This is a genomic window from Winogradskyella psychrotolerans, assembly GCF_018860565.1.
Lineage (GTDB): Bacteria > Bacteroidota > Bacteroidia > Flavobacteriales > Flavobacteriaceae > Winogradskyella > Winogradskyella damuponensis.
On sequence record NZ_JAHKPS010000012.1, the window covers coordinates 16,609 to 42,999 of the forward strand.

General features: G+C 32.0%; 29 protein-coding genes. 24 read left to right on the forward strand and 5 right to left on the reverse strand.

Annotated elements, in window-relative coordinates; genetic code table 11:
• Window positions 1-316: 316 nt before the first annotated feature.
• The 3 genes from KO504_RS04200 to KO504_RS04210 all read left to right on the forward strand — a co-directional run bounded on the left by KO504_RS04200 (window position 317) and on the right by KO504_RS04210 (window position 2,973).
• Window positions 317-1,165: a universal stress protein gene (locus KO504_RS04200; RefSeq protein WP_215925084.1), complete on the forward strand. Its 849-nt coding sequence runs from the start codon at window positions 317-319 to the stop codon at window positions 1,163-1,165.
• A 75-nt stretch (window positions 1,166-1,240) separates the two neighbouring features.
• Complete coding sequence (locus KO504_RS04205) at window positions 1,241-2,074, forward strand: universal stress protein (RefSeq protein WP_215925085.1); 834 nt, start codon at window positions 1,241-1,243, stop codon at window positions 2,072-2,074.
• A 62-nt stretch (window positions 2,075-2,136) separates the two neighbouring features.
• Window positions 2,137-2,973 carry a universal stress protein gene (locus KO504_RS04210; protein ID WP_215925086.1) on the forward strand — a complete coding sequence of 279 codons (837 nt, stop codon included), beginning with the start codon at window positions 2,137-2,139 and terminating at the stop codon, window positions 2,971-2,973.
• A 45-nt stretch (window positions 2,974-3,018) separates the two neighbouring features.
• Here KO504_RS04210 and KO504_RS17390 read toward each other — a convergent pair whose 3' ends face one another.
• Window positions 3,019-3,144: a hypothetical protein gene (locus KO504_RS17390; protein WP_289846245.1), complete on the reverse strand. Its 126-nt coding sequence runs from the start codon at window positions 3,142-3,144 to the stop codon at window positions 3,019-3,021.
• A 239-nt stretch (window positions 3,145-3,383) separates the two neighbouring features.
• On the opposite strand from KO504_RS17390, the gene msrB reads away from it, so the two are divergent.
• From msrB to KO504_RS04260, 10 genes are all read left to right on the forward strand, one after another.
• Window positions 3,384-3,836, forward strand: a complete 453-nt coding sequence (msrB, locus tag KO504_RS04215) for a peptide-methionine (R)-S-oxide reductase MsrB (RefSeq protein WP_215925087.1) — start codon at window positions 3,384-3,386, stop codon at window positions 3,834-3,836.
• Between the two features lie 169 nt (window positions 3,837-4,005).
• Complete coding sequence (locus tag KO504_RS04220; RefSeq protein ID WP_215925088.1) at window positions 4,006-5,574, forward strand: protein adenylyltransferase SelO; 1,569 nt, start codon at window positions 4,006-4,008, stop codon at window positions 5,572-5,574.
• A gap of 33 nt (window positions 5,575-5,607) precedes the next feature.
• A complete protein-coding gene (gene msrA / locus KO504_RS04225) occupies window positions 5,608-6,105 on the forward strand; it encodes a peptide-methionine (S)-S-oxide reductase MsrA (RefSeq protein ID WP_215925089.1) in 498 nt (165 codons plus the stop codon).
• Window positions 6,106-6,115: 10 nt separating this feature from the next.
• A complete protein-coding gene (locus KO504_RS04230; RefSeq protein WP_252723619.1) occupies window positions 6,116-7,075 on the forward strand; it encodes an aldo/keto reductase in 960 nt (319 codons plus the stop codon).
• Window positions 7,076-7,150: 75 nt separating this feature from the next.
• Window positions 7,151-7,432, forward strand: coding sequence for a DUF427 domain-containing protein (locus KO504_RS04235; RefSeq protein ID WP_215925090.1), 282 nt, complete (start codon window positions 7,151-7,153; stop codon window positions 7,430-7,432).
• Window positions 7,433-7,448: 16 nt separating this feature from the next.
• The gene (locus tag KO504_RS04240) at window positions 7,449-7,973 is read left to right on the forward strand and encodes a peptide-methionine (S)-S-oxide reductase (protein ID WP_215925091.1); all 525 of its coding nucleotides are present in this window, start codon (window positions 7,449-7,451) and stop codon (window positions 7,971-7,973) included.
• The gene (locus tag KO504_RS04245) at window positions 7,970-9,193 is read left to right on the forward strand and encodes a bifunctional alpha/beta hydrolase/OsmC family protein (RefSeq protein ID WP_215925092.1); all 1,224 of its coding nucleotides are present in this window, start codon (window positions 7,970-7,972) and stop codon (window positions 9,191-9,193) included. Before KO504_RS04240 ends, KO504_RS04245 begins: the two co-directional genes overlap by 4 nt.
• 1 nt (window position 9,194) lies before the next feature.
• Window positions 9,195-10,349 (forward strand): ergothioneine biosynthesis protein EgtB, encoded by a 1,155-nt coding sequence (gene egtB / locus KO504_RS04250; RefSeq protein WP_215925093.1) that lies wholly within the window; start codon window positions 9,195-9,197, stop codon window positions 10,347-10,349.
• Window position 10,350: 1 nt separating this feature from the next.
• The gene (locus KO504_RS04255; protein WP_215925094.1) at window positions 10,351-11,292 is read left to right on the forward strand and encodes an L-histidine N(alpha)-methyltransferase; all 942 of its coding nucleotides are present in this window, start codon (window positions 10,351-10,353) and stop codon (window positions 11,290-11,292) included.
• Between the two features lie 222 nt (window positions 11,293-11,514).
• Complete coding sequence (locus tag KO504_RS04260) at window positions 11,515-12,447, forward strand: sterol desaturase family protein (RefSeq protein ID WP_215925095.1); 933 nt, start codon at window positions 11,515-11,517, stop codon at window positions 12,445-12,447.
• A 47-nt stretch (window positions 12,448-12,494) separates the two neighbouring features.
• On the opposite strand, the gene KO504_RS04265 is transcribed toward KO504_RS04260, so the two are convergent.
• Window positions 12,495-14,300 (reverse strand): SLC13 family permease, encoded by a 1,806-nt coding sequence (locus tag KO504_RS04265; RefSeq protein ID WP_215925096.1) that lies wholly within the window; start codon window positions 14,298-14,300, stop codon window positions 12,495-12,497.
• Between the two features lie 274 nt (window positions 14,301-14,574).
• On the opposite strand from KO504_RS04265, the gene KO504_RS04270 reads away from it, so the two are divergent.
• The gene (locus KO504_RS04270; RefSeq protein WP_215925097.1) at window positions 14,575-15,417 is read left to right on the forward strand and encodes a phospholipase A; all 843 of its coding nucleotides are present in this window, start codon (window positions 14,575-14,577) and stop codon (window positions 15,415-15,417) included.
• 5 nt (window positions 15,418-15,422) lie between these two features.
• On the opposite strand, the gene KO504_RS04275 is transcribed toward KO504_RS04270, so the two are convergent.
• Window positions 15,423-16,421: a metal-dependent hydrolase gene (locus KO504_RS04275; protein ID WP_215925098.1), complete on the reverse strand. Its 999-nt coding sequence runs from the start codon at window positions 16,419-16,421 to the stop codon at window positions 15,423-15,425.
• Between the two features lie 131 nt (window positions 16,422-16,552).
• Between KO504_RS04275 and KO504_RS04280 the strand changes: the two genes are divergently transcribed.
• From KO504_RS04280 to KO504_RS04290, 3 genes are all read left to right on the forward strand, one after another.
• A complete protein-coding gene (locus tag KO504_RS04280; protein ID WP_215925099.1) occupies window positions 16,553-17,557 on the forward strand; it encodes a c-type heme family protein in 1,005 nt (334 codons plus the stop codon).
• Between the two features lie 13 nt (window positions 17,558-17,570).
• Window positions 17,571-17,867: a thioredoxin gene (gene trxA, locus KO504_RS04285; protein ID WP_215925100.1), complete on the forward strand. Its 297-nt coding sequence runs from the start codon at window positions 17,571-17,573 to the stop codon at window positions 17,865-17,867.
• 126 nt (window positions 17,868-17,993) lie between these two features.
• Window positions 17,994-18,170 (forward strand): hypothetical protein, encoded by a 177-nt coding sequence (locus tag KO504_RS04290; RefSeq protein WP_215925143.1) that lies wholly within the window; start codon window positions 17,994-17,996, stop codon window positions 18,168-18,170.
• Between the two features lie 66 nt (window positions 18,171-18,236).
• Here KO504_RS04290 and KO504_RS04295 read toward each other — a convergent pair whose 3' ends face one another.
• Together KO504_RS04295 and KO504_RS04300 are read right to left on the reverse strand one after the other, a co-directional pair.
• Window positions 18,237-20,339 (reverse strand): TonB-dependent receptor domain-containing protein, encoded by a 2,103-nt coding sequence (locus KO504_RS04295; RefSeq protein ID WP_215925101.1) that lies wholly within the window; start codon window positions 20,337-20,339, stop codon window positions 18,237-18,239.
• A gap of 66 nt (window positions 20,340-20,405) precedes the next feature.
• Window positions 20,406-20,786, reverse strand: coding sequence for a hypothetical protein (locus KO504_RS04300; RefSeq protein WP_252723620.1), 381 nt, complete (start codon window positions 20,784-20,786; stop codon window positions 20,406-20,408).
• 186 nt (window positions 20,787-20,972) lie between these two features.
• Between KO504_RS04300 and KO504_RS04305 the strand changes: the two genes are divergently transcribed.
• The 7 genes from KO504_RS04305 to KO504_RS04335 all read left to right on the forward strand — a co-directional run bounded on the left by KO504_RS04305 (window position 20,973) and on the right by KO504_RS04335 (window position 26,390).
• Window positions 20,973-21,698 carry a peroxiredoxin gene (locus KO504_RS04305; RefSeq protein WP_215925102.1) on the forward strand — a complete coding sequence of 242 codons (726 nt, stop codon included), beginning with the start codon at window positions 20,973-20,975 and terminating at the stop codon, window positions 21,696-21,698.
• A gap of 75 nt (window positions 21,699-21,773) precedes the next feature.
• The gene (locus tag KO504_RS04310; protein WP_215925103.1) at window positions 21,774-22,226 is read left to right on the forward strand and encodes a methyltransferase family protein; all 453 of its coding nucleotides are present in this window, start codon (window positions 21,774-21,776) and stop codon (window positions 22,224-22,226) included.
• A 6-nt stretch (window positions 22,227-22,232) separates the two neighbouring features.
• Window positions 22,233-22,838, forward strand: coding sequence for a class I SAM-dependent methyltransferase (locus KO504_RS04315; RefSeq protein ID WP_215925104.1), 606 nt, complete (start codon window positions 22,233-22,235; stop codon window positions 22,836-22,838).
• A gap of 109 nt (window positions 22,839-22,947) precedes the next feature.
• The gene (locus tag KO504_RS04320) at window positions 22,948-24,282 is read left to right on the forward strand and encodes a cytochrome ubiquinol oxidase subunit I (RefSeq protein WP_215925105.1); all 1,335 of its coding nucleotides are present in this window, start codon (window positions 22,948-22,950) and stop codon (window positions 24,280-24,282) included.
• Between the two features lie 2 nt (window positions 24,283-24,284).
• Entirely contained in the window at window positions 24,285-25,361 is a 1,077-nt protein-coding gene (cydB, locus tag KO504_RS04325; protein ID WP_215925106.1) for a cytochrome d ubiquinol oxidase subunit II, read from the forward strand.
• A gap of 14 nt (window positions 25,362-25,375) precedes the next feature.
• Complete coding sequence (locus tag KO504_RS04330) at window positions 25,376-25,672, forward strand: hypothetical protein (protein WP_215925107.1); 297 nt, start codon at window positions 25,376-25,378, stop codon at window positions 25,670-25,672.
• 103 nt (window positions 25,673-25,775) lie between these two features.
• The gene (locus tag KO504_RS04335) at window positions 25,776-26,390 is read left to right on the forward strand and encodes a TetR/AcrR family transcriptional regulator (RefSeq protein WP_215925108.1); all 615 of its coding nucleotides are present in this window, start codon (window positions 25,776-25,778) and stop codon (window positions 26,388-26,390) included.
• Window position 26,391: the final 1 nt, after the last annotated feature.

The following is a 26,391-nucleotide window of genomic DNA, read 5'->3' on the forward strand; positions in this document are numbered from 1 at the left end:
AAATTAATTTTGATTGATTATTTCAAAATTTGAAAATAATAAGCCTTAAAAGGGTGTCATATTTGTGTAATTTTTTAAAATTAAATTCTTCTCATTTTCTCTGTAACTGTATTCGTTTTTATAAATAATTACGGCATACAATTTCAAGTAAAAATACGCAATTCGCATAGACATCACTTTTATAAAACGTATTAAATTTGGTTTTAATGAGTTGTGAGTTATAACTCTATTCCAAAAAATAATTGAACTGACATATATCATTGTTTATGTGTGGTGAGCTATTTAATTTTATGAATAAATAATAAAAACGCTCATTATGCTATCTATTCTTCTTCCGACAGATTTTTCAGAAAATTCAATGAATGCAATTAGGTATGCATTAGAATTTTTTAAATATCAAAAGACAACATTTTACTTTATGCATGCGTATCAAAATGAATTTTACGATCATGAAGAACTAAGATCTCGTGATGTCTTTGATGATGTTTTAGATAAAGTTAAAACAGCCTCTCAAAATAATTTAGATATTCTGCTCGATAAAGTAAAAGAAATAGCACCAAATCCAAGGTTTACATTTCATACCATTTCGGCTTATAATACGCTTGTAGAAGAGGTTAATCTTATTGCTGACGGAAAACAAATAGACTTGATTGTGATGGGAACCAAAGGAAAATCAAATGAGCGCCATATCGTGTTTGGGAGTAAAACGTTTCAAGTTTTAAAATATGTAGAATGTCCTATTTTGGCTATTCCTTCTAATTATACAAACACACAGCCTAAGCGTATTTTATTTCCAACCAATTATATGATGCCTTATAAGCGTCGCGAACTTAAACTATTATCAGTTTTAGCTAAATCTTATCGAAGTAGTATTGATGTTTTACATGTTTCTACCAGTCATAAATTGTCTATTAGACAGGAAGATAACAAAGCATTTATTTCTAATATATTGAGTGATAACGACGTGAAATTTTGCCATGAAGAAAGTAGAAAGGTAGCAGACACTATTAAAACATATATCAAAGAAAAAAATATTGACATTATTACTATGGTAAATACGCAGCACTCATTTTTAGAAGATATGTTATTTCCATCTAATATTGATAAAGTGAGTCTTGGATTAAAAATACCATTATTAGCTATGCAAAATAAAACACGTTCTTAACTTATTAGAAACCCATAGTCTAAATTTTATCATTTAAACAATATATATCCATTCAAAAACAATAAACATAAGCACATGAAACAGATTCTATTACCTACAGATTTTTCAGATAATTCTTGGAGCGCAATTGTATATGCTTTAAAGTTATATGCTAATGAAACTTGCGCATTTTATTTTCTTCATTCTTGGTCTTTTCTAGAATCAACATCAAGAACGTACATTACATCAACTTATGTCGATCAATTAAAGGAAAAATCAATAAAAGAATTAAATGAGCTTAAGGGCAGAGTAGAGGTTGTCAATAAAAACCCAAATCATGCATTTCAGGTTATTCATACTTCAGAGGTTTTACAAGATGCGATAGAGACAGCTATTAAGAAGTATAACATCGATATGATTATTATGGGAACAAAAGGAGCTACTGGAGCAAAAGAATTTTTCTTTGGAAGCAACACTGTTAACACAATACAAAAGATAAAGCAATGTCCTATTTTAATTATACCTGATGGACTTGACTTTGTTGAACCAAAACAAATTACATTTCCTACCGATTTTAAACGCTTTTACGGCGATGAAATACTTGAGTTAATACAGTTGTCTAGCCTTTATGATTCTCAAATAAGGGTACTTCATATTAATAAAGAGGATAAGTTAACAGACTTACAGATTGATAATATGGGAGTACTAAAAAAATATTTGAAAAACAATGAGTATAGTTTTCATTGGATGCCAGATTATGCTAAAAAATCAGAGACAATACATGATTTTATAGAAGAGTTAGAAATTAACATACTTGTAATGATTAAATATGAACACAACATTATTGAAAATATTATTAATGAGCCAGTTATTAAGAAATTAGGGTTTCAGGTCACTATCCCTTTTCTAGTTATACCAAGTGCAAGCTGATAAATGTCATTTTATAACATAGTTGTGGGTTGTATTTTGCCAAAAAATAACTACTTTTAGCTATGAAAAAAAATATTCTACTACCAACAGATTTTTCCGAAAACGCATGGAGCGCGGCTATTTATGCACTAAAACTATATCAAAATTTAGATTGTAAATTCTATTTTTTGAATTCGTATAAAATGAAAGTGTCAACCATGTCTAGTTTTTCTAATAAGTTATTAGAAACAGTATCTAGTCAGGCAAAGGATGAGCTTAAAGAGATAAAGAATAAGGCAGAAAACTATAATACAAATACAAACCATGAGTTTGAGATTATTATAAGTTCTGGTGATTTATACGATGCTATAGATGCTTCAATTGAGAAGTATAATATAGATCTTATTGTAATGGGTACCAAAGGTGCAACTGGAGCTAAAGAACTTTTCTTAGGAAGTAATACGGTTAATATTATTAAAAAAGTAAAGAAGGCTCCTGTATTAATTGTGCCAGACAGGTATGATTTTGTAGAACCAAAACAATTAGCTTTTCCTACCGACTTTAACCGTTTTTATGGCGATGAGTTATCACCTCTAAAAGTTATGTCAGAACGTTATAATTCTAAAATAAGAATTATACATATTAACGAGCAAGAGAAACTTACAGATATTCAAAACTCTAATTTATCGCATTTAAAATCGTATTTTAAAGCGGATACATATAGTTTACATTGGAAGCCAGGTTATACAAAGAAAACCCAAGCCATTTATGATTTCATTAAAGAAGAAGATATTAATATTCTGGTGATGATTAATTATGAGCATAGCTTTATTGAAAATATCGTTAATGAACCAGTTATAAAGAATTTAGGGTATCAGCTAACCATTCCTTTTTTAGTAATACCATGTACGAGCTGTTAATAGCAAATTTTTTACGATAGAATTACAGGTGTTAAATAAAGTCACCTAAGTTTTATTCACCATAGCACTAACAATTTTTAAAAACGTAACCATTTTATGTGTTACGTTTTTGTGTTTTATAGAACTAAAGTTATAGTGTGTTGCTAGTTCGTAAGCTGTTATTTCTTTCATCTATTTTAATGGTGATTGTTAGAGATAAAAGTTTGATAATCTTATTGTTATTTTACGGTGTTTATGACTGCTCTTAAAAAGTGAAAGTTTTATTCTTTTTTTCGACAAAACCAGGAGGTGAAGACGTGTTCTTTGCTTAAATTCATTTAGAGAACACCGTTTAATAAGCCATTATAATGCTACTTAATAAGTAACAATTAGTAATTTAGCATTCTAATTAAAAGAAAGGATCATATTTTATGTTAACGTGGAAAGAAGTTATTAATTTTTCGGTAAAAGGAAACCCAGAACCAGATCGTAGAGTAGAAAAAACGGAAGAGGAATGGAGAGCTATTCTTACACCAGAACAATTCAGAATTACACGCAAAGCAGGAACAGAAGCGCCAAATTCAGGAGCATTGTGTAGCAGTTATGAGGCAGGAAAATACAATTGCGTTTGTTGTGATACGCCATTATTTGACTCTACAATTAAATTTGAATCTGGTACAGGTTGGCCAAGTTTCTCTCAACCAATTAAAGAAAATGCAATTAAATATATAAGAGATACTGCTTTTGGAATGGTAAGGGTAGAAGTACAATGTAATACTTGCGATGCACACCAAGGGCATGTTTTTCCTGATGGCCCAGAGCCAAGCGGATTAAGATATTGTATAAACTCTGAATCAATGGTGCTGCAAACAGAAAATCAATAAGGAGATTAAAAATCAGAGTTCAACTCATAATAATTAGAATAAAGAGAGTCTTTGGGCTCTCTTTTTATTGATATGAGTTAAACTAAAAATAAGTATCTATATAAATTGTTTGCAATTTGAAAAGTTCAAATGAATTAAAGATGATTATCTTTAGTGAAGAAATAAGACAATGACATTAAAACTCAACATAAAAGATAAATTTAATAAAGCACTTCCCGCAGACTCTATTCTTGAAAATTACAGAAGACAAGTCGAGGGCGCTTGTTTTTCGTTTGTAACACCTAAAATTCCAAGTCACCCTTCGTTAATTCACGTGTCGCCAGAAATGCTTCATAATTTAGGGTTAACAAAAGAAGATAGTGAAACTAAGGCTTTTTTAAACATAGTTACAGGAGCAAAAGTGTTAACTAATACTAAACCGTATGCCATGTGTTATGCAGGACATCAATTTGGGAATTGGGCAGGACAGTTAGGTGACGGAAGAGCAATCAATTTAGCCGAAATTGAACATGATAATAAACATTGGGCATTGCAATTAAAAGGCGCAGGAGAAACACCTTATTCGCGATCTGCAGACGGATTGGCGGTATTGCGTTCTTCAGTTAGAGAGTATTTATGTAGCGAAGCCATGTATCATTTAGGTGTGCCAACAACAAGAGCTTTGTCTTTGGCATTATCTGGCGACCAAGTCTTACGAGATGTGATGTACAATGGAAATGCAGCTTATGAAAAAGGAGCAATTGTAGCACGTGTTGCACCATCTTTTTTACGCTTTGGAAGTTATGAGATCTTTGCAGCAAGACAAGATCATAAGACCTTAAAAACCCTTGTCAATTTTACCATAAAAAATCATTTTCCACATTTAGGTACACCTTCTAAGGCAACTTATATTGCGTTTTTTGCTGAGGTCGCTCAGCGTACTTTAGAAATGATTGTGCATTGGCAACGTGTTGGTTTTGTGCATGGAGTAATGAATACAGATAATATGTCTGTGTTAGGATTAACAATAGATTTTGGCCCTTATGGTTGGTTAGAAGGTTTTGATCTTGGATGGACACCAAATACAACAGATAGAGAACATAGGCGTTACCGTTATGGTAATCAACCTAATATTGGACTGTGGAATTTATACCAATTGGCAAATGCATTATACCCTTTAATTGAAGCAACAGAACCATTGGAGGCTATCTTAGAACAGTATAAAACAGATTTTGATATTGAATCACTAAAAATGATGCGATCAAAATTAGGATTACAAATTGAAAGTCCTTCTGATAAACTACTGCTACAAGATTTAGAAGACCTTTTGCAATTAACGGAAACGGATATGACCATTTTCTTTAGAAATTTAAGCCGTTTCAAAAGTGAAAAGCCTTTTGAAGGATTTGCTGTTATTGAAAAGGCATTTTATACTTTAGATGATCTTTCAGACTCTATAATAGAGCAGTGGAATAATTGGTTCCAACGTTATTCAGAACGCTTGAAAGATGAGTCGTTTTCATACGAGGAACGAAAAGCGGCAATGAATGCTGTAAATCCAAAATATGTATTACGAAATTACATGGCGCAATTAGCAATAGATGATGCCACTAAAGGAGATTATGGGGTAATAGAAGAGTTATTCAATCTTCTTAAAAAACCTTATGATGAACAACCAGAATCAGAAAAATGGTTTGCAAAACGACCAGAATGGGCAAGAAACAAAGTAGGTTGTTCTATGTTGTCTTGCAGTTCCTAATCAAAATATAAAAGAATAAATAAAATATAAATTATGACTAACTATAAAAAAGCATACATAGCAGGAGGTTGTTTTTGGGGAATGGAAGATTTATTCAGAACACAACCCGGAATTATAGATACAGAAGTAGGTTACCAAGGTGGTGAAAATGATAACCCAACTTATAAATACCATCCAGGCCACGCAGAAGGCATTGAATTAACTTATGATCCTAATGAAACTTCTTTTGAAAAAATTCTAGATTATTTCTTTAGAATTCATAATCCAACAACTGTAGATCAGCAAGGAAATGATAAAGGTTCTAGTTATCGTTCTGCTATTTTTTACCAAAATGAAGAAGAAAAAGCGATAGCCGAAAAGGTTATTGAATTGGTAAACGCATCAGGTAAATGGGATGCTGATGTTGTAACTACTTTAGAACCTTTTTCACCATTTTGGGTTGCCGAAGAAAATCATCAGGATTATTTAGTGAAGAATCCTAACGGCTATACCTGTCATTATTTAAGATTTGAAGAACCTTTCATTAAATAATTTAGAGAGCTTGAAAATTAAGAATAATATAGGATTAGGAACAGCGGCAATCGGTAGACCCGTTTATATCAATATTAAGAGTAATGCCGCTTCTGGTGGCTTTTCACGACCTGAGTTTAAGAATAAGGGCTTTCAGATTTTAGAAGAAGCTTATGATAAAGGTGTCAGGTATTTTGACACTTCACCAGGTTATGGATTGGCCGAAGAATTACTAGTTAATTGGTTAAAAACAAAGAAAGACCCAAGCATTCAAGTATCTACAAAATGGGGTTATACTTATGTGGCAGATTTTAATCCTAATGCAAAAGTCCATGAGGTTAAAGAGCATTCAATTGATAAACTAAATGCACAATGGGAATACTCTAAACAACTATTACCATACCTTAAAGTATATCAAATTCATTCTGCAACTTTAGATACTGGAGTTCTTGAAAATACAGAAGTTTTAAAACGTTTGCATGAATTAAAAAAGGAAAATAATCTCACTATTGGGTTGTCTACTACAGGAGCCAATCAAACCGAAGTTTTAGAAAAAGCCTTGTCAATTCAAGTTGAAAATGAAGCTTTATTTCAATCTTTTCAATGCACTTATAATATTTTAGACCAAAGCGTTTTTAAATATGCAGAAGCTTTAAAAAACCTATCAGGACCGTTTATAATAAAAGAAGCTTTGGCTAATGGTCGATTAATTCCTAACGATAATTATCCAGCTTATAAAAACCTTTACGATTATATGAATCGTTTAGCAAAGCAATATCATGTTGGAGTAGATGCCGTCGCTTTGCAGTATTGTATGGCTATTTTTCCTGAAGCATTAATATTAAGTGGAGCAAGTAGTGGTGAGCACTTAGACGCCAACTTAAAAGCAAAACAATTTTTATTAACCAATTCTGAAGTAGATGAGTTAAATACCTATGGAATTTCTAACCGTAAATATTGGCAAGAAAGAAAAGAATTGGCATGGAATTAAACTAAGCCTATGTAATTGAGGCTTACTTGTGATGTATAATAGATAAACTATTACGATTAAAATATAAAGTATATAATGAAAGCAATTTGGGAAAATCAAGTCATCGCAGAAAGTAATAATACAGTGGTCATTGAAGGGAACCATTATTTTCCTCATGAGAGTTTAAATAAAGCGTTTTTTAAACCAAGTGATTTACACTCTACATGTCCATGGAAGGGTAAAGCATCTTATTACACATTAGAAGTAAATGGGAAAGAAAATAATGATGCAGCTTGGTATTATGAGAATCCATCAGAGTTAGCAAAAGGAATAAAAAATCACGTTGCTTTTTGGAGAGGAGTAGAGGTCACAGAATAAAGCGTTGTAAATAGTAATGAGGCACTTTGAAAAAATAGGATTTGGTGGAGGATGTCATTGGTGTACAGAGGCTGTATTTCAGTCTCTTATTGGTGTAGAACAAGTACAGCAAGGTTGGATTGCTTCAAGCGGAGATAATGCTACATTGTCTGAAGCGGTAATTGTAAATTATAATGCAGCTTTAATTTCGTTAGAGGTTTTAATTGAAATTCATTTGTACACGCATAAAAGTACATCGGATCATAGCATGCGCCAAAAATACCGTTCAGCAATTTATGTTTTTGATAAAATTAAAGAAAACAAGGTGTTAAACGTGCTTAAAACACTGCAATCTAAATTTAATAATAAGTTAGTCACGCAAGTGCTTCCATTTTCAGAGTTTAAACCTTCAAGAGAAGCAATTTCAAATTACTATTATAAAAATCCTAACAAACCATTTTGTGAAACCTTTATTAATCCAAAATTAAAATTGCTTTTAGAAAGGTTTGGTAACTATACCGACATAAGTAAAACAGTACATTTAAATATTAAAGTATCATGAAAAGTAACAGAATAAAAATAAAAAATAATAAAGGCTATACACTAGCTGCGCATTTAGAATTACCAGCCAATCAAAAGCCAAATTACTTTGCCGTTTTTGCACATTGTTTTTCATGTACAAGTAATTTAAATGCAACAAGAAATATTTCAAGAGCCTTAACAGCACATGGTTTTGGTGTTGTACGGTTTGATTTTACAGGTTTAGGTAGAAGTGAAGGAGAATTTGCTGAAAGTCATTTCTCAGCAAACGTAGATGATTTAATTGCCGTGAATGATTATATTACAGAACAATTTAAAGCTCCTAGTTTATTAGTAGGACATTCTTTAGGTGGAGCAGCGGTTATAGTTGCAGCATCCAAATTAGAAAATATTAAAGCGGTTGCAACTATAGGTGCACCAGCAACTGTAGAGCACGTAACACAGCATTTTTCGCACAATATAGATGAGGTTGCAGATAAAGGAGAGGTGGAAATAAATATTGGTGGACGACCATTTAAGGTAAATCAAGAGTTTATTAAAGATTTTAGTAAAACCGATTTGCCAACGATAACAAAAAACCTACGCAAACCCATACTCATAATGCATGCTCCTTTTGATAGTATTGTTGGCGTAGAAAATGCACAACAGTTGTATTTAAAAGCAATGCACCCAAAAAGTTTTGTGAGTTTGCATGATGCAGATCATTTGCTTTCAAGTTCAAAAGATAGCACGTATGTAGGTCGTATGATTGGAGAATGGGTTAAACTGTATATACCACAGTTAGAAAACAAAATGCTTAGTACAGAAGATGAACAATTAGTGGCACATCTTAATTTAAAAGAGAATAATTTTACAACGCAGCTTCAAACTAAAAATCACACTTTTGTTGGCGACGAGCCTGCTAGTGTTGGTGGAGACGATTTTGGACCGTCTCCTTATGAATATTTAAATGCAGCTATTGCCACATGCACGGCTATGACTTTAAAGTTGTATGCAGAGCGAAAAAAATGGGATTTGCAGGAAGTCTTTGTGTATATTTCTCATGCACGTAAACATAGTGACGAATTAATGTTGGATATTGAAAAACCAGGGTATTTAGACCATATTTCTAAGCGTTTAAAATTTGTTGGAAATTTAGACGACAAGCAGAAACAACGCTTAAAGGAAATTGCTTATAAGTGTCCTGTTCATAAAACAGTAGCTAGCGAAGTAATATTTGACACTAAAATAATAGAATCATAGTTTGGATACAACAGCCTTAATTACAAAGTTTAAAACAACAAGAAATGCAACAGAAGAGATTTGTAAACCTCTAGAAATCGAAGATTATTCGGTTCAGCCTATTGTAGATGTGTCGCCACCTAAATGGCATTTAGCACATAGCACATGGTTTTTTGAGCAGTTTGTTCTTAAAGCTTTCAAAAAAGGATATACCGTTTTTAATGATGATTTTGCTTACCTTTTTAATAGTTACTACAATAATGCAGGCGAACGTGTGTTGAGACCAAATAGAGGTTTAATGACGCGACCAACTGTAAAAGAGGTTTACGCTTATCGTAAGTTTGTAACGCAAAATGTTATTGATTTATTAACTGAAAATAGCTCAGTGGCCTTATTAGAACTGCTTGAAATAGGTATTAATCACGAGCAGCAACATCAAGAGCTGTTGGCTTATGATATTAAATATATTTTAGGACATCAACCTACATTCCCTAAATATGATACTCATTTTGTACTTTTAGAAGCACAGGAAAAACAAGAATTTATTCCTATTGAAGAAGGAGTTTATGAAATAGGCCATAAACGCAATGATTTCTGTTTTGATAATGAATTAGGCGTTCACAAAGTATATATTCATCCTTTTGAAATTTCAAATCAACTTATAACCAACAAAGCATATCTCGAATTCATTGAAGCTGGAGGTTATCAGGATTTTAATTTGTGGCATGCAGAAGGCTGGGATTTTATTAATAACAATAACATAAAAGCACCTCTATATTGGCATTTTACTAATGGTAAGTGGCATTATTACAATTGTAATGGTTTGGAAGCGATTAAATTAAATGAACCTGTAATGCACATTAGTTATTATGAAGCCTTTGCTTTTGCAGAATGGAAAGGTATGCGCTTACCAACAGAATTTGAGTGGGAAGTAGCGTCTTCAAAATTTAATTGGGGCGCCTTATGGGAATGGACCGCAAGTGCTTATCAACCGTATCCAAATTTTATAAAAGCAGATGGAGCACTTGGAGAATACAACGGTAAATTTATGATAGGGCTTCAGGTATTAAGAGGTGCCTCTATAGCAACAGCAAAAAATCATAGCAGACACACCTACAGAAACTTTTTTCATCCGAGTTTACAATGGATGTTTTCAGGAATTAGACTTGTAAAATAATATGAATGCACAATTTAAAAAAGACTTAATAGAAGGGCTTTCTAAAGAACAAAAAACGCTTTCGTCTAAATATTTTTACGACGATGCTGGCAGCCGGATTTTTCAGGAAATTATGAATATGCCTGAATATTATCTAACTAATAGCGAGTTTGAAATTTTGTCTTTACAGGCGAAGCAAATTATTGAAGCCTTAAATTTTAACGAACCCTTCAATATTATAGAGTTAGGTGCAGGTGATGGCTTTAAGACTTTTAAACTACTGGAATACTTGGTAAATAATAATATCAATTTTCATTATGTACCAATAGATATTTCCCAAGGAGCTATGGATGATTTAACAGGGAAATTGAAACAAAAATTACCACAGCTATCTATTCATCCAAGGGTTGGCGATTATTTTGAAGTACTTTCAAAAGAAAATATGCAAACCAAGATTCCTAGTTTATTATTGTTTTTAGGAAGTAATGTTGGAAATTACTCTAAGAATGAAGCTGTATCGCTTATGGAGCTGTTTAATAGTAATATGAAGCAAGGTGATAAATTGCTTTTAGGTGTAGATTTAAAAAAGAATCCTATAACAATTCAGAATGCTTATTTTGATAAGCATGGCATTACTAAACGGTTTAATATTAATTTGCTTTTACGTATCAATCGTGAGTTTGATGCCGATTTTAAAATAGATGATTTCGATTTTTATTGTCATTATAATCCAATAAATGGCGAAGTGCGTAGTTATATAGTAAGTCTTCGTAATCAGAAAGTAGAATTGAAAAAAATTAACGAAAGTTTCGATTTTACTTATGACGAGTTAATCTGGACGGAATTATCTAAGAAATATAGTCTTAAAGGTATTGAAGAGCTTGCTAAGGATAGTAATTTTAAAGTTAAAAATCATTTTTTAGATTGTAAACACTATTTTACGGATACATTATTAATAAAATAAAAATGTAGAAAATTTCTTAATCAAAAGTCGCTACGTTTTAAGATCTAGTGTAATAAATAGAATATTTATCAATTTCATAGGTTTTTAGTACAAATCATATGAATTGGTCCTATATTTTTTAGGATTTAAACTTCTTTTATTATTATTCCATAAGATGTAATTTAAAGAATATAGAAATTGTATTTTGCGGAAAATGACTACAACTAAAAAAAAATATAATAAATGGATTTTACTAATCCTCTCGTTTACGGAGTTCCTTGTTTCTTGGGTTTTATAGCTCTTGAGCTTTCTTATAGCAAAACATTTGATAATAAAAACCTATATAAATGGAGGGATTTAGTATCGAGTTTATCACTGGGAATAGGGTCAGCAGTACTTGGTGCACTTTTAAAAACTGTTTCTGTAATGTTGGTTTTTAATTTTGCTTACGAGGTTTTTAACCCTATGGTAGACGGAGTTAGAACTAATATAATGGGATGGGATTCCTTTGGTTATGCTTGGTATATTTGGGTAATATGTATGCTCTTAGATGATTTTTCTTATTATTGGTTTCATCGCCAAAACCATATGGTTAGGATATTTTGGGCAGCGCATATTGTACATCATTCTTCTGATAATTTTAATTTAGGAACTGCTGTTAGAAATGGTTGGTTTACATTGTTTTATAAACCCTTTTTTTATGTGTGGATTGTTATGATTGGTTTTCCGCCAGCAATGCTTTTATTTTGTTTAGGTCTTGAGTCTTTATGGCAATTTCAGCTTCATACGCAGTATGTTAAAAAATTAGGATTCTTTGATAAGTTTCTAAATACACATACCATGCACCAAGTGCATCACGCTAGAAATATTGAATATATGGATAAAAACCATGGAGGTATTCTTAATATTTTTGATCGTGTTTTTGGAACTTGGAAAGAATTAGACGATGACGTTGATATTGAATACGGAGTTTCAACACCTCCAAATTCCTATAATATCTTTATAATTCTAACTCATGAATACAAAAATATTTGGGAGGACATGAAAAAATCTAAGCAATGGAAACACAAGTTTATGTATGTTTTTGGTCCACCAGGTTGGAGTCACGACGGAAGTACATTAACCATAAAACAAATAAGAAACGAACAAGCTAAAAATGTTTCTAAGGTAAAGTAAAGCGCTATGAAGGCTTAAACTTAAACACTTGTTGATGTGTTTTTTAATTAAAGAAGCGTTGATAAAACTAGTGTTCCTACAATCCAAAGTATCAAGGATAATACACCTCCAATAATTAAGAAGTGTTTAAACTTATAAGCACCAGTACCATAAATAAGCGTGTTAGTTTGATAGCCAACAGGAGTGAAAAAACTAAAATTAGCTCCAAACATAACGGCTAATAAAAATGGTTTGATATCTAAATTCAAACCGCTAGCTACGGCAATAGCAATTGGTGCCATAATAATAGCTGTGGCATTGTTAGAAATAACTCCAGACATAAGCATAGTAATACCAAATAAAATACCTAAAACTACCATTGGAGTTTGATTGCTCATTAAAACTAATAAATGTTTAGATAGCCAAGTATCTGCACCACTATTAGACATGGCAATGCCTAATGGAATCATTCCGGCTAATAAAAAAATAATTTGCCAATTGACTTTTTGGTAAACGCTTTCTAACTGAATAATATTAGTTAAGAGCATGGCGGAAACACCAACAAGGGACGCTGTTAGTATACTTAAAATGCTGCTTGCAGCTAGAGTAATGACTCCTAATAAAATAAAGAGCGCCATTGTTCTTTTAGATTTGGAAACATTGGGTTTAAACTCGTGTTCGTTTAGTATAGCAATATTTTTAATATTATATAAGTCTGAAATTTTATGTTCTTGCATTTCAAGTAGTATACGATCACCAGGCTTAAGATTGATGTCTTTTATGTTTTTACGTAATAAACGTTCTTTTGTATTTCTTATGTTTCTTCGCTTTTTTATAGCAATAGGATAAGCTCCTTGAAAAGACATACGACGTAGACCTCTTAATGTTTTACCAATAAGGTTGGAACCAGGAAGTATAAGCGTTTCTACATAGGTCATATCGTATTCAGAAGTAGCTTTGTCAGAATTTTGAGTTTGCTGTTTTTGTCGTTTTTCATTTAATATAAAGCCATTTCTTTTCATAAATGGTTGAAAATTTTCCAAGTTGCTCATTAATACTAAACTATCGTTAGCTAATAGTTTTATGTATTTTCCAGGGTTGTTTATAACTTGGTTATTTCGAATTAGCTTTAAGATTTTTGCATCTTCATTATTAAAAAAATCAATATCACCTAATCTTTCTCCAATTAACGGTGCATCCTTAGTCACTTTAACTGTAAAAACATAAGATTCAATATTGTAATCTTTAGATAAATTGCTTTGTTTTTTCTTTGGTAAAAAGGGAGAAGCAATCGTCATAATTACCAATCCAATTATAAAGAAAACAAGACCATATAAAGAGAATTCAAAGAAACTAAAAGCTTCAATACCATGTTTTTTTGCAATAGAATTCACTAATAAATTAGTAGAAGTACCCATTAAAGTACAGCTTCCACCCAATATACCAGCAAAAGAAATAGGCATTAACAAACGCGATGATGAAAACCCGTATTTTTCAGATAGTTGATTAACTATTTTTATAAAGATAATTACAACTGCAGTTGTACTTATAAAAGCTGAAATACCCGCTGATATAACCATAAATGCAGGTGTGAGTAAAATAAGAGGAAGGATGCTTAATTTTTTAATACCATCAGATATTAGTTGTATTACACCATTTTCTTCAAGGCCAACAGCTAAAATCATTAAGGCTAATATGGTAATTGTAGCTGGGTTAGCAAAACCACTAATAGCTTCCTCAGGAGTAGCTAATTGTGATAACACTAAAGCAACAATAATAAAGAACGAAATTTTATCTACAGGAAAGAATTCAGTAATAAAAAGCAGAATACTAACACCAATAATCGCAAAAACCAATATAATAGGTAATTCCATAAAAAGTAATGCGTTAAATTAATTGTCTTTTACTTATTGGTCTCATTCACTTTGCCTTAATAAGTTTAAACATAAGTTGAGGGTACTAAAGATAGTTATCAATTAAGTAAGTTTTGTAACTTAATTAGTAATATTTTTATCTCATTTAGAAGGTGTTAGAGCCACCAAAATAGTCTCTTTAAAATATTTATTTAAGGTATTTTCATTACTGTTTGAGTTAAGTAATTTCAAAATCTAAGCTTAAGTTTGTGTACTATTTTAGAATCTCATTTATATGAAACAATCTTTTTTTACAATTGTAGGTTTTCTTTTTATCGTTTTTACAGCTTCAGAAGTTAATTCGCAAAGCTATACAAAACAAGAGTTAAGAGATTCGATTGCAAAGCTGCCTTATTTTTCAATTCATAAAGACAATTATTTTATTACTGGAGTACCAACAAATAAAACCATTAATAAGAATACGGCAAACGCAAAGTATCAGATTAGTTTTAAACAAATTCTAACCAGAAGTCGTTTACCTTTAGATACTTATTTGTTTATGACTTATACGCAGCGGTCTTTTTGGAACATTTATAAAGAATCTTTTCCTTTTAGTGATATTAATTTTAATCCGTCAATTGCTTTAGGAAAGGCTTTTTTTGATAAAAATGATAAATTAAAAGGTATAGCCAATCTTTCGTTTGAACATGAGTCTAATGGTAGAGATAGTATTTTTTCTAGAAGTTGGAACCGTTTGAGCTTAGAATACACAACTAATGTTGCTAAAAACACTATTGGTAGGTTTAAAGTATGGGTGCCTTTTGGTTACAAGGAAGGAAATCCAGATTTATTAGAATACACAGGCTTAGGACAGATTAATCTTTCGCACATTATAAAGCCTGATAAGTTTTTTTTCGATGTAAGAGTTAGAAAAGGTCTAAATTTTGATCTAAAAGGATCAATTAGAACACGTGTTTATTTTAATCCATTTGATAATAACATATCTAATCAATACTTAATGCTCGAATGGTTTTTAGGGCAAGCAGAGGGGATGTTAAATTATAAACAATCGCAAAGCATGATTAGAATAGGTTATGTTATTAGGACCAATGAGTTTAGGTGGTTAGGAGGTAAATAGTAAATTTAGTTTCCTTTTATTCTCTCCCATAAATCTTGCATTAATTTTTTTCCATCACGTTGCGTTTTTTCTTGTTCTATAAAATTAACATTTCCAGAAGCATCTACATCAATGAAGTATTTAAACACAAAGTTTTGAGATTGAGATTCCATATTCAATAGTCCAAATCGCAAGTCGTTATAGTATAATTTATCATCTATTTTGTTAATGGTGTACCAACCTTCAGAAATAGCAATCATACGTTTTACTTTTTCGTTTTCAATTAGTTTTCCTAGCAGTTCATGGTTTTTAGGGTAACTTTCAAAGGTTATACCCTTAGTGTCAAAAAATGAATAATCGCCTAATAAGTATGCCTCTTTAGTTTCGACATTAGCGTTCCATAAAATGGTATTTAAAGGAGAAGGTCTAATATCTATTTCTTGGTAATTAATATCTTGGGTTTGTAAGGCGCTCTCAAAATGATTTAAAGCTGCGTCTTTTAAAACAAAGGTTAAGGCTAAATAGGCTGTGCTTATAGTTAATCCAATACCATTATAAAGTTTTCTTTTTTTAGATGTTCGTTTTTGAAACATCGTTAAAATTAAGAATACTAAAAAAGGTAAGGTGTAAAGTGGGTCAATTACAAAAATGGTTTTAAAAGCCAATCTTATATCCAAAGGCCAAAATAGTTGTGTGCCCCAAGTCGTATGTGCATCTAATATAGGATGTGTTATCAATGCCCAGAAAAATAACCAAGACCAACCTTTAAAGTCCTTATACTTTTCGTAACGAGATACTAACCAACCAAAAATAGGAGCAAAGAGCACTGAAAAAACAATAGAATGAGTAAAGCCGCGATGAATCGCCAAAGCCGAAACCGTATCTGTAAAATGAGAAGCAAAAATATCTAGATCTGGTATCGTACCTGCGATAGCACCATATAAAATAGCTTTATTGCCTACTTTGTTTCCTAAGACAGCCTCGCCTACAGCTGCACCTAAAACGATTTGTGTGAGTGAATCCATAATTGGATGTAAAAATACATTTTCTAATACAGAAAATTAGTATAATTTTTATAGTGCTTTTAAGCAGCATTGTAACATTAGTTACCTAAGTATTTCGTATTCCTTAGTATCTTTATTCAAACTAAATTTGTATGAAAAATTTTATTGGATTTCTTGTGTTAATTATAACTTTAGTGGGTTGCAACTCAAGTCACAAAACCAAAGACACATATAGTAGTACTGATAAATCGAGTGCAGTAACAGAACATCCAGGTAAAAAATTAATGGAAGCAAATTGTTATGTGTGTCATAATCCTACCGCAACGCAAGCCGATAGAATTGGTCCACCGATGATTGCCATTAAAAAACATTATATTAATAATGAAACAAGTAAAGAAGATTTTATTGCTTCAATGCAAGCTTGGATTAAAAACCCCAATGTAGAGGATGCTAAAATGTATGGGGCTGTAAAACGATTTGGTGTGATGCCTAAACAAGCATTTGCAGAAAAAACAATCCAACAGATTGCAGATTACATGTATGATTTTGAAATTGAGCAACCAGAATGGTTTGAAGAGCATTTCAATGAAGAAAGAGGCAAAGGTAAGGGTATGGGAAATGGTCAAGGTAAAAAACAGGGTATGCATCAAGCCCAAACTAATTTTGAAGACTTGTCTTATGGTGAGAGAGGTTTAAAGTACGCCTTGACAACAAAAGCCGTTTTAGGTAAAAATTTAATGGGTACTATTCAGAAAAAAGGAGTATTGGAAGCCTTAACATTTTGTAATGAACGCGCGTATCCTTTAACAGATAGTATGTCAGTGGTGCATAATGCTGTTATTAGACGTGTGTCGGATAAACCAAGAAATCCAAAAAATAAAGCAAATTCAGAAGAATTAGATTATATAAACACCTTTAAAAAGGTTATCGCTAATAATGAAGAGGCAAGCCCAATTGTAAAAGAAGTGGATCATAAAGTAAAGGTTTTTTATCCAATTACGACTAACACAATGTGTCTTCAGTGTCACGGAAAACCTAATGAAACATTGAATGAAACCACTCTAGCTAGAATTAAGAGTTTATATCCTATGGATAAAGCAATTGGTTATAATATTAACGAGGTAAGAGGTATCTGGAGTATCACTTACGATAAATAAAAATAAGTCAGGTATGAGCAAATTTTCAGAAATAATAAATCAAGATCAACCCGTTTTAGTTGATTTTTTTGCAGATTGGTGTGGACCATGTAAAATGTTGAGCCCAATTTTAAAACAAGTAAAAGAGGCTATGGGTGAAGATGTTAGTATCATTAAAATTGATGTCGATAAAAATCAAGCTCTAGCTTCAAAATACCAAGTGAGAGGAGTGCCAACTATGCTTTTGTTTAAAAATGGGAAGCAAGTATGGAGGCAGTCTGGAGTGCTTCAAAAAGATGAGATTATAAATGTTATAACGACTACTAATTAGTAAATTGAGACTTATATAAACAAATATGAATAGGGTGTTTGTTTTTTATGTTTAATGACAAATATCATTTTTCTTAAAGCTTATTGTTCTTAATTTTACAGTCTCAAAAACTAAATAAACACAAATATGATTAATACATTGATAGCATTATATAGTTGGACTAGTGGAGTTGTAATGATTGCAATTTTCGCATTGGTTTGTATTACGTTGGTTGGTATTCTTGTTAATTTTATTTCTAAAAGTAAAAGTAACGACGAGTCTAACAGTCTTAATGAAGATAATAACTCAGAGTCAGAGTATTAATTAAAGCTAATTATATATTACAAAGAGGGTAGTTTATTCGAAACTACCCTCTTTTTTTGTGTTGAATTAAAATTTATACTGTAAAAATGCTGAAAAATTTCGACCAGGTTCTGTAATTGGTATGCTTCCTAAATCGGTTTGGTTTGTAAAAGAGAAATTTAAATGGTTACTATAAGCTTCATCAAAAGCATTAATCACAGCAACGCCTAAAGTCATATTCTTAATAGGTTTTACGCCCAAACGAATATCTAAGGTTTGATAACCGTCTGTAGCTGTTTCCCCAAAGCTTCTTGAAATATGATCTTGTTTAGATACCAAGTTGTATTGAACATTGGCCCAATATTTAGATTTATTAATACCTAGTGATAATCTTGTTGTCAATGGAGGTGTAAGCGGTAATGATTCTTCTAAATCCTTGTTTTTGGCATAGACATAAGAAAATTCAGATTTAAAATAATAATGATTTAAAAAATCGATTTGTGCCATCACTTCAAATCCAGTTTTGTAGGCTTGGTCAAGATTTCTAAATACTTTAGGATTCGTTGGCTCTAACATTGGGTTGAACTTCCGAGTTAACGATTCATCTACAATACCAACAATATAATTTTCAAAGAAGGAATAGTAGAATGAGGTTTCATATTTAAAGCTATTAAAACCATTTTTTAAGGGCTCATTGCCTTTAAAACCAATTTCAAACTGATTATTAACTTCAGCCTTCAAATCCGGATTACCAATATATTCATAAGGGTCTTGACCCACTGTAAAATGATTAATAAAGCGTTCAATCATATTCGCAGAACGTATTCCACGACCATAAGCCGCTTCTAAAGTGAATTTGTCTGAGACTCTTTTTTTAACAGAAACAGTTCCACTAACATTGTGTTCGGTTCGTTTTTCAAGATTGTACATGGCTGCAAAGTCTTCTTCAGGATCTTGTATATCTGAAACCACATTGTCATAACGCAATCCAGCAGTAAAAATAGTATTAGCACCTAAACTATATTTCGCTTCTGTAAATACACCTATATCCGTAATATAAGAATCTTGCCAAACCTTATCGTTAAACTCCATTGGTGTTGGTAATGGATTACCATTCATTACTTTTACTAATCGTGTTCTGCCACCATCTCTGGCAATATGCAGGGCATCTAATCCAGAAAAGATATTTAATTTTTCAAAAGGGTTCCAATTAAGTTCTATTTTTCCACCAGCTGTAACAGCATCAACAGCAGAAGCGGCTTCCATCATCATAAAAGAAGGTCTCTTGTCGTTAGTCATTAAATGATCGACATAACTATAATAGACTTTTGCCGTTAGAGATTTTATTGTTTTTCCGATGTTATCCAATGTGTAATCTAAAGAAAGAATGCTACTATTGTCATACTCAGTATCCATTGGTAAGGCAGCATGTAAAACATCTCGCCCAAAAGATTGTCTCCAATGTGCTTGTAAGCGTTGGTCCTCCGAAAAATTATAACCTAATTTAATACCATAATCTGTACTTCTAAATGACGATGGAATTTCAGTGCCATTACCATCTTCATAGTTTCCAAAATCTCTATAACCAGCATTAGCCACAATATCGTATTTATCTTGTATGTATTGCAGTTGCACTAAATTAACCAGTGAGTTACCGTTACTTTCGTAGCCGCCAGAAACTTTTCCGTGCAATCCATAATCTTCATAATCTGGTTTTTGAGTTACCAAATTAACAATACCTCCAAAAGTCGCTCCGTAGCGCACAGTATATGGTCCTTTTATGATTTCAATTTTTGAAATTTCTTCAGGAATAATATGTGTAGTTATCGGATCCATACGGTTAGGACAAGCATGCATCGCTTTAGTACCACCATCGTATTGAATATTGAGCTGTTCGTATTGCGCCCCTCTAAACGACGGATCTATAGCATAATTCCCTCTTTTTATAACTGAAAAGCCATTGATGTTATTGAATAAATCAGCAACGTTTTTTGGCTGAACAATTTTCTCATCATAGTTATTAGAAACAACGGTAAGTACAGGGTCTGTTTTTAAGTTTCCGGTAACAATAACTTCGTTAAGTTGGGTTGCCTTTTGTTTTGTTGTATCTTTTTTAGTCTCTTTTCGTTCTTGACCATAGGATACTACGGTAATTAGTGCGCATAAAAGCACACTGCAAAATGTTTTCATAGTAGAGTTGTATTTATTTGATTTAAATAATTGTGATAGTAATTGCTATCAATTAGTGAAGACAAATTATACCCTAGGAGGATGAAAACAGTAGTTTGTATTATTAAAAGTATATAAATTAAGGTAATGAGATAAAAAGTGTAATCTCTTAGTTGTCTTTACTTTAGTTAATTGAAATGAAGTGTTAGGACTTGGGTATAAAATAAGTTCTTTAAAATCAATTATGCTTTTTGGTATATTCTGATCGCTGTTTTGAGATTCAGCAACTTTCATTAATTGGCATTTTCCGTTACACTGCAATTCGGGTTTGTCTTTGTTCTCACATAGGTTTTCTACAAAGCCTATGGGGTCTAATGTGTAATAAGTATACGCTAAAGACGCTTTAGTACTATTGAAAATAATCAATAATAGTAAGAATAATACAAAAACGTGTTTGCGTATCTTCATTTAGAAATTATTGAATAGTAATTAGTGAACTGATCTTAATCATTGCGTGCAACTATAATAGAAGCTAATTTTATTATCACCATCAAAGTTCATTATAAAATAGTCATATGAGGGTAACTTTAGTTACATAGTTAAAAACTATTGCGATGTATATTTGTTATAAGTTAATCTAATACCATAAGAATTATGAATACTACAGAAACAATACACGAAGAACAATCATTTTCAATGCCAAGAATTGGGGATAAAGCACCAGAATTTAAAGCCGTAACAACACAAGGGGATATTAATTACCCGTCAGATTATAAAGGAAAATGGTCTATACTATTTAGTCATCCAGCAGATTTCACACCTGTTTGTACATCTGAGTTTATAACATTTGCACATTTAGAAGAAAAATTTGAAAAAGCAAACTGTAGCCTTATTGGTTTATCTATTGATGGTTTATATAGCCATATTGCTTGGTTAAGAACGATTAAGGATAAAATTGAATTTAACGGCATGAAAAATATTGAAGTTAAGTTCCCTTTAATTGAAGACATCTCTATGGAAGTTGCAAAAAAATACGGTATGATCCAACCTGGAGAAAGTAAAACACAAGCCGTTAGAGCGGTCTTTTTTGTAGATCCAAATGAAACCGTAAGAGCTATTATTTATTACCCATTAAGTTTAGGACGTAATTTTGATGAATTATACAGAGCTTTAATAGCGATGCAAACAGCAGATAAATTTAATGTGGCAACACCTGCTGATTGGAATCCAGGTGATGATGTTATTGTATCACCAGCAGGATCTTGTGGTGTAGCGGAAGAACGAATGACATCTTCAGAAGATTTAGATTGTAAAGATTGGTTCTTCTGTACTAAGAAGCTAAATAAAGATTTAGTGTTAGACACAATTCTCAAAAAATAAATAATTATAACATTTAAAGAGCCTCTTTTAGAGGCTCTTTTTGTAATTTTAAGTACATCAATAGAACGCGAGGAATTGAAAACAGAAAATCCATCAAAAAAAGATTATGTATTTGTGGGTATTCAGCTTTTGCTTTTTGTCTCTTATGTTTTCCCTATTAAAATAAGAGTTGTCAACCTTGTCGGATGGTTACGATATTCGGGTTTAGTCATAGCCATATTAGGTTTGATATTAGGAGGCATAGCGCTATTTCAAATAAACACAAAAATATCACCGTTTCCTACACCCATAGCAAGTAGTAAATTACATACCGATGGTGCTTTTGCTTTGGCTAGGCATCCTATTTATACGAGTATTTTGGCAATCACTTTAGGGTATGCGTTATATGATGCTTCTATATATAAATTGGTGATAGGGATTTTATTGGTGCTGTTGTTTTATTTCAAATCAATATATGAAGAACAATTACTCTTAGAAAAATTTCCTGAATACTCAATTTATAAACTAAAAACTAGACGATTTATTTAGCACTTTATGAAGAACAATACTGCAGACTTTTGGAATGAACGGTATGCAAATGAAGAATTTGTTTATGGTACCAAACCTAATACGTTTTTTAAGCAACAATTAGATGAACTAAAGCCAAGAAAAATATTGCTTCCAGCTGAAGGCGAAGGGCGCAATGCAGTATACGCAGCAACACAAGGTTGGGAAGTTACTGCTTTTGACATGAGTATTAAAGGTAAAGAAAAAGCGTTGAGATTAGCAAAATTGAAAGATGTTAATATTACTTATGAAGTTATAGGTGTACAAGAATTTAAAACCGATGAGAAATTTGATGTTATAGGTTTAAGTTTTGTGCATTTTCCAATAGATATTCGTAAACAGGAGCATCAACATTTACTTCAGTTTTTAAAAGTTGGAGGAGCGGTAATTTTTGAAGGCTTTGCAAAAGCGCAATTAGGTAATGCTTCTGGTGGCCCTAAAAATAAAGAAATGTTATTTTCTATAGATGACGTAATACAAGAGTTTACCGGATTAGAATTTAAAATATTTGAAGAAAAAACAATTGAACTATCGGAAGGCAATTATCATAAAGGAAAGGCTCAGGTCATTCGATTTGTTGGTGTAAAAATGTAATTGAAGAGTTAAGGGTATATTTTCGTATTTGTAATAATCCAAAACTGTAACTATTGTGACATAGAGAATTTTTTTTAATGATAACTTTGTAACATCCAAAATAAGACATATGGAAGACATGCTATTCTATGATCGTATGCAGTTTGCCTTTACAATCACATTTCACTACTTATTTCCGCAATTAACCATGGGATTATCCTTAATGATCGTCTATTTTAAATGGAAATTCCTCAGGACAAAAATTGACAGATACAACGATGCTGCAAAATTCTGGATGAAGATTTTTGCGCTCAACTTTGCTATGGGTGTCGTTACAGGTATTCCAATGGAATTTCAATTTGGGACCAATTGGGCTAAATTTTCAGAACTTACAGGTGGAATTATTGGTCAGACTTTAGCCATGGAAGGGATGTTTTCCTTCTTTTTAGAATCGTCCTTTTTAGGACTCTTTTTATTTGGTGAAAAACTATTAGGTCATAAACTTCATTTTTTAACTGGTTTTTTAGTCTTTTTAGGTTCTTGGGCAAGTGGTTATTTAATTATTGCCACCCATTCTTGGATGCAATATCCAGTAGGCTATGAAGTTCTTGAAAACGGCAAATTTGTACTCAATAATTTTGGAGCGCTATTCTCAAATCCATGGTTGTTGCCAGCCTATTTGCATAATCAAGCTGCTTCTTTAGTAACGTCCTCGTTTGTCGTTGCAGCAATAGGAGCGTTTTATTTGTTAAATAATAAGCATCATGAATTCGGAAAGCTATTTGTAAAAACAGGTGTCATTTTCGGATTAATTTCTAGTTTGTTAGTGGCTTTTCCAACAGGAGATTGGACTGCTAAAAATGTAGCAGAACACCAACCAGTTACCTTTGCAGCCATGGAAGGTATTTTTGAAACCGAAGAAGGCGGTTCAGAAATTGTTTTGATAGGGCAACCTAATATGTTAGAAAAGAAGCTAGACAATAAAATAGCAGTTCCAAATATATTGAGCTTCTTAACCTATCAAGAATGGGACGCTCAGATAAAAGGACTAAATGAATTTGATGAAAGTGTACATCCAACCAATGTTCCTGGATTGTATTATTCATATCATATTATGGTTGGATTAGGAACTATTTTTATTGGTTTAATGCTTTTAGCTGTTGTGCAATTATTTCGAAGGAAATTATACCAAACCAAATGGATTTTATGGTCACTTATGTTTATGTTGCCTTTTCCATACATCGCTAATACTACAGGTTGGTATACAGCAGAATTAGGTAGACAACCTTGGCTCGTTTATAATTTATTACGAACAGCAGATGGGGCATCGCCAACGGTGTCTTCAGGTAATACATTATTTACACTACTCGGTTTTATAGGTTTATATCTGCTGCTAGGCATGCTATTTTTAATGTTAGCAGGAAAAATTATTAATAAAGGACCACAACTAAATCAACAACACTAATTATGGAACTATTTTGGTATATCGTTTTAATGACAATGTTAGCTGTTTATGTGATTTTAGACGGTTACGATTTTGGAGCAGGAATCATACATCTGTTTTTTGCAAAAGAAGAAAAAGATAAAAAAGCTATAACCAATGCTATTGGTCCATTTTGGGATGCTAATGAAGTTTGGTTAATTGCGGCAGGAGGTGTTTTGTTTTTTGCATTTCCTACATTATATGCATCGTCGTTTAGTGGGTTTTATTTACCTCTAATCATGATTTTATGGCTACTTATTTTTAGAGCAATCGGTTTAGAACTCAGAGGTCAAATTCACAATAAAATGTGGGAATCCATTTGGGATAAAGCTTTTGGAATTGCTAGCTTATTGTTAGCGCTCTTTTTTGGTGTTGCATTGGGTAACGTTGTAAGAGGAGTTAACTTAGGGAATGTGGTTAATGGAGTTTCTACCTATGAAGCTCATTATTTCTTTCTACCACTTTGGAATCCAACTTTTAGCCCGCAAGCAGAACAATTAGGGATTTTAGATTGGTTTACAGTACTACTAGGAATCATCGGTGTTGTAGCTTTGACCATACATGGTGCGAATTGGATTATTTTTAAAACGAATGCAAACATTAATGAAAAATTAAAGAAAGTGGTCTTCAATCTAAATATAGTGTTGTCAGTTTTAGTGATTATTTCCCTTTTGATTTGGCATATTATTGAACCACAACCATTTCATAATTTTATAGATAATCCTTGGTTATGGGTTTTTCCTATAATTACGTTTACGGGATTGTTTGGCTTATTTAAGGTGAAAACGTTTAAAAAACATGGCATGGGCTTCTTGTTTTCTTCTTTATTTCTAGGGGGAGGTTTAGCATCCACAGTGGCATCAATTTTTCCAAAAGTATTGCCTTCTACCAATAGCATTAATCCAGATTTAACCTTGTATAATGTAGCAGCTCACGAATATGGATTGTCGGTTGGTGTATATTGGTTTGTAATTGCAGCAGTTTTAGTCGCTATTTATATGATTATTCAATATAAAGTCTTTAAAGGAAAAATGGATGATGTTGGTTATGGAGAGCATTAATTAATAGTGTTATTATGACGGGTACTTTAATTTCTTTAATTAGTATTTTCATAGGAATCATTTCTTCCAATGTATTTGGATATTTTAAAAAGAAGTATTCTTTTGGCTTTACAGGAAATACATTAATTGGCGTATTTGGAAGTATCTTATTGGTCAAAACTTTTGGAAGATTGGGGTTTGATCCATGGCACATAATGAATGATGGAGATTTTGATGGTTTAAGATTAACAATCAATTTGTTTGTGTCTGCTTTAGGCGGTATTCTAGGTCTTATATTTGCTAAAATGATTTATAATAAAATGAATAAATAGAGTGCCTAAAACAGAATTCAAAAGTTAAAAAATAATCAAACAGATGATGGTTTGATTATTTTTTGTAAATTTATTAACCAATTGGTTAAACCATATAGTTGAAATGAAAAAAACAAAAGACGAAAATACCGAAGAGCTAATACTAAATGCCGCAAAACACATTTTTCAATCTAAAGGAATGGTTGGCGCACGAATGCAAGAAATAGCCGATAAGGCAGGTATTAATAAAGCGATGTTGCATTATTACTATAGAAATAAGCAGTTATTGTTTGAAGCTGTTTTTAAGAATGCGTTTTCGTTGTTAGCACCACAATTGAATGCCGTTTTAAATGATGATTCTTCTATTGAAGATAAAGTGAAAAATTTCACATTAAACTATATAAACTTTATAGCAAAGCATCCGTATTTGCCAAATTTTATTATTCAAGAACTCAATAGGAATCCAGGTTTTCTTTTAAAAATGAAAGATAATCCAGCTTTTCCCAATATTGAAAAGTTTAAGAAACAAGTTGCTCAAGAAGTTGAAAATGGTATTCTAAAACCCATTAGTGCCGAACAATTATTTATCAATATTATGGCTTTAAACGTTTTTCCGTTTGTGGCAAAACCTTTACTTGTGGCATTCACTAATACCGACGATGAAACCTATAAACAACTCATAGAGGATCGTAAAACGGAAGTTGCCGACTTTATTATTAATTCTATAAAGCATACTTAAA

Excerpts from the sequence above, each read along its gene's own strand:
- KO504_RS04315 (WP_215925104.1), top strand. The coding sequence starts at position 22,233 with ATGAAGAACAATACTGCAGACTTTTGGAATGAACGGTATGCAAATGAA.
- KO504_RS04240 (WP_215925091.1), top strand. The coding sequence starts at position 7,449 with ATGAGGCACTTTGAAAAAATAGGATTTGGTGGAGGATGTCATTGGTGT.
- KO504_RS17390 (WP_289846245.1), bottom strand. The coding sequence starts at position 3,144 with ATGAAAGAAATAACAGCTTACGAACTAGCAACACACTATAACTTTAGT.
- KO504_RS04205 (WP_215925085.1), top strand. The coding sequence starts at position 1,241 with ATGAAACAGATTCTATTACCTACAGATTTTTCAGATAATTCTTGGAGC.
- KO504_RS04295 (WP_215925101.1), bottom strand. The coding sequence starts at position 20,339 with ATGAAAACATTTTGCAGTGTGCTTTTATGCGCACTAATTACCGTAGTA.
- msrA (WP_215925089.1), top strand. The coding sequence starts at position 5,608 with ATGACTAACTATAAAAAAGCATACATAGCAGGAGGTTGTTTTTGGGGA.
- KO504_RS04220 (WP_215925088.1), top strand. The coding sequence starts at position 4,006 with ATGACATTAAAACTCAACATAAAAGATAAATTTAATAAAGCACTTCCC.
- trxA (WP_215925100.1), top strand. The coding sequence starts at position 17,571 with ATGAGCAAATTTTCAGAAATAATAAATCAAGATCAACCCGTTTTAGTT.
- KO504_RS04330 (WP_215925107.1), top strand. The coding sequence starts at position 25,376 with ATGACGGGTACTTTAATTTCTTTAATTAGTATTTTCATAGGAATCATT.
- KO504_RS04280 (WP_215925099.1), top strand. The coding sequence starts at position 16,553 with ATGAAAAATTTTATTGGATTTCTTGTGTTAATTATAACTTTAGTGGGT.
- KO504_RS04210 (WP_215925086.1), top strand. The coding sequence starts at position 2,137 with ATGAAAAAAAATATTCTACTACCAACAGATTTTTCCGAAAACGCATGG.
- KO504_RS04260 (WP_215925095.1), top strand. The coding sequence starts at position 11,515 with ATGGATTTTACTAATCCTCTCGTTTACGGAGTTCCTTGTTTCTTGGGT.
- KO504_RS04275 (WP_215925098.1), bottom strand. The coding sequence starts at position 16,421 with ATGGATTCACTCACACAAATCGTTTTAGGTGCAGCTGTAGGCGAGGCT.
- KO504_RS04320 (WP_215925105.1), top strand. The coding sequence starts at position 22,948 with ATGGAAGACATGCTATTCTATGATCGTATGCAGTTTGCCTTTACAATC.
- KO504_RS04200 (WP_215925084.1), top strand. The coding sequence starts at position 317 with ATGCTATCTATTCTTCTTCCGACAGATTTTTCAGAAAATTCAATGAAT.
- KO504_RS04265 (WP_215925096.1), bottom strand. The coding sequence starts at position 14,300 with ATGGAATTACCTATTATATTGGTTTTTGCGATTATTGGTGTTAGTATT.
- KO504_RS04335 (WP_215925108.1), top strand. The coding sequence starts at position 25,776 with ATGAAAAAAACAAAAGACGAAAATACCGAAGAGCTAATACTAAATGCC.
- KO504_RS04235 (WP_215925090.1), top strand. The coding sequence starts at position 7,151 with ATGAAAGCAATTTGGGAAAATCAAGTCATCGCAGAAAGTAATAATACA.
- KO504_RS04255 (WP_215925094.1), top strand. The coding sequence starts at position 10,351 with ATGAATGCACAATTTAAAAAAGACTTAATAGAAGGGCTTTCTAAAGAA.
- KO504_RS04300 (WP_252723620.1), bottom strand. The coding sequence starts at position 20,786 with ATGAAGATACGCAAACACGTTTTTGTATTATTCTTACTATTATTGATT.
- cydB (WP_215925106.1), top strand. The coding sequence starts at position 24,285 with ATGGAACTATTTTGGTATATCGTTTTAATGACAATGTTAGCTGTTTAT.
- KO504_RS04305 (WP_215925102.1), top strand. The coding sequence starts at position 20,973 with ATGAATACTACAGAAACAATACACGAAGAACAATCATTTTCAATGCCA.
- KO504_RS04245 (WP_215925092.1), top strand. The coding sequence starts at position 7,970 with ATGAAAAGTAACAGAATAAAAATAAAAAATAATAAAGGCTATACACTA.
- KO504_RS04290 (WP_215925143.1), top strand. The coding sequence starts at position 17,994 with ATGATTAATACATTGATAGCATTATATAGTTGGACTAGTGGAGTTGTA.
- KO504_RS04270 (WP_215925097.1), top strand. The coding sequence starts at position 14,575 with ATGAAACAATCTTTTTTTACAATTGTAGGTTTTCTTTTTATCGTTTTT.
- msrB (WP_215925087.1), top strand. The coding sequence starts at position 3,384 with ATGTTAACGTGGAAAGAAGTTATTAATTTTTCGGTAAAAGGAAACCCA.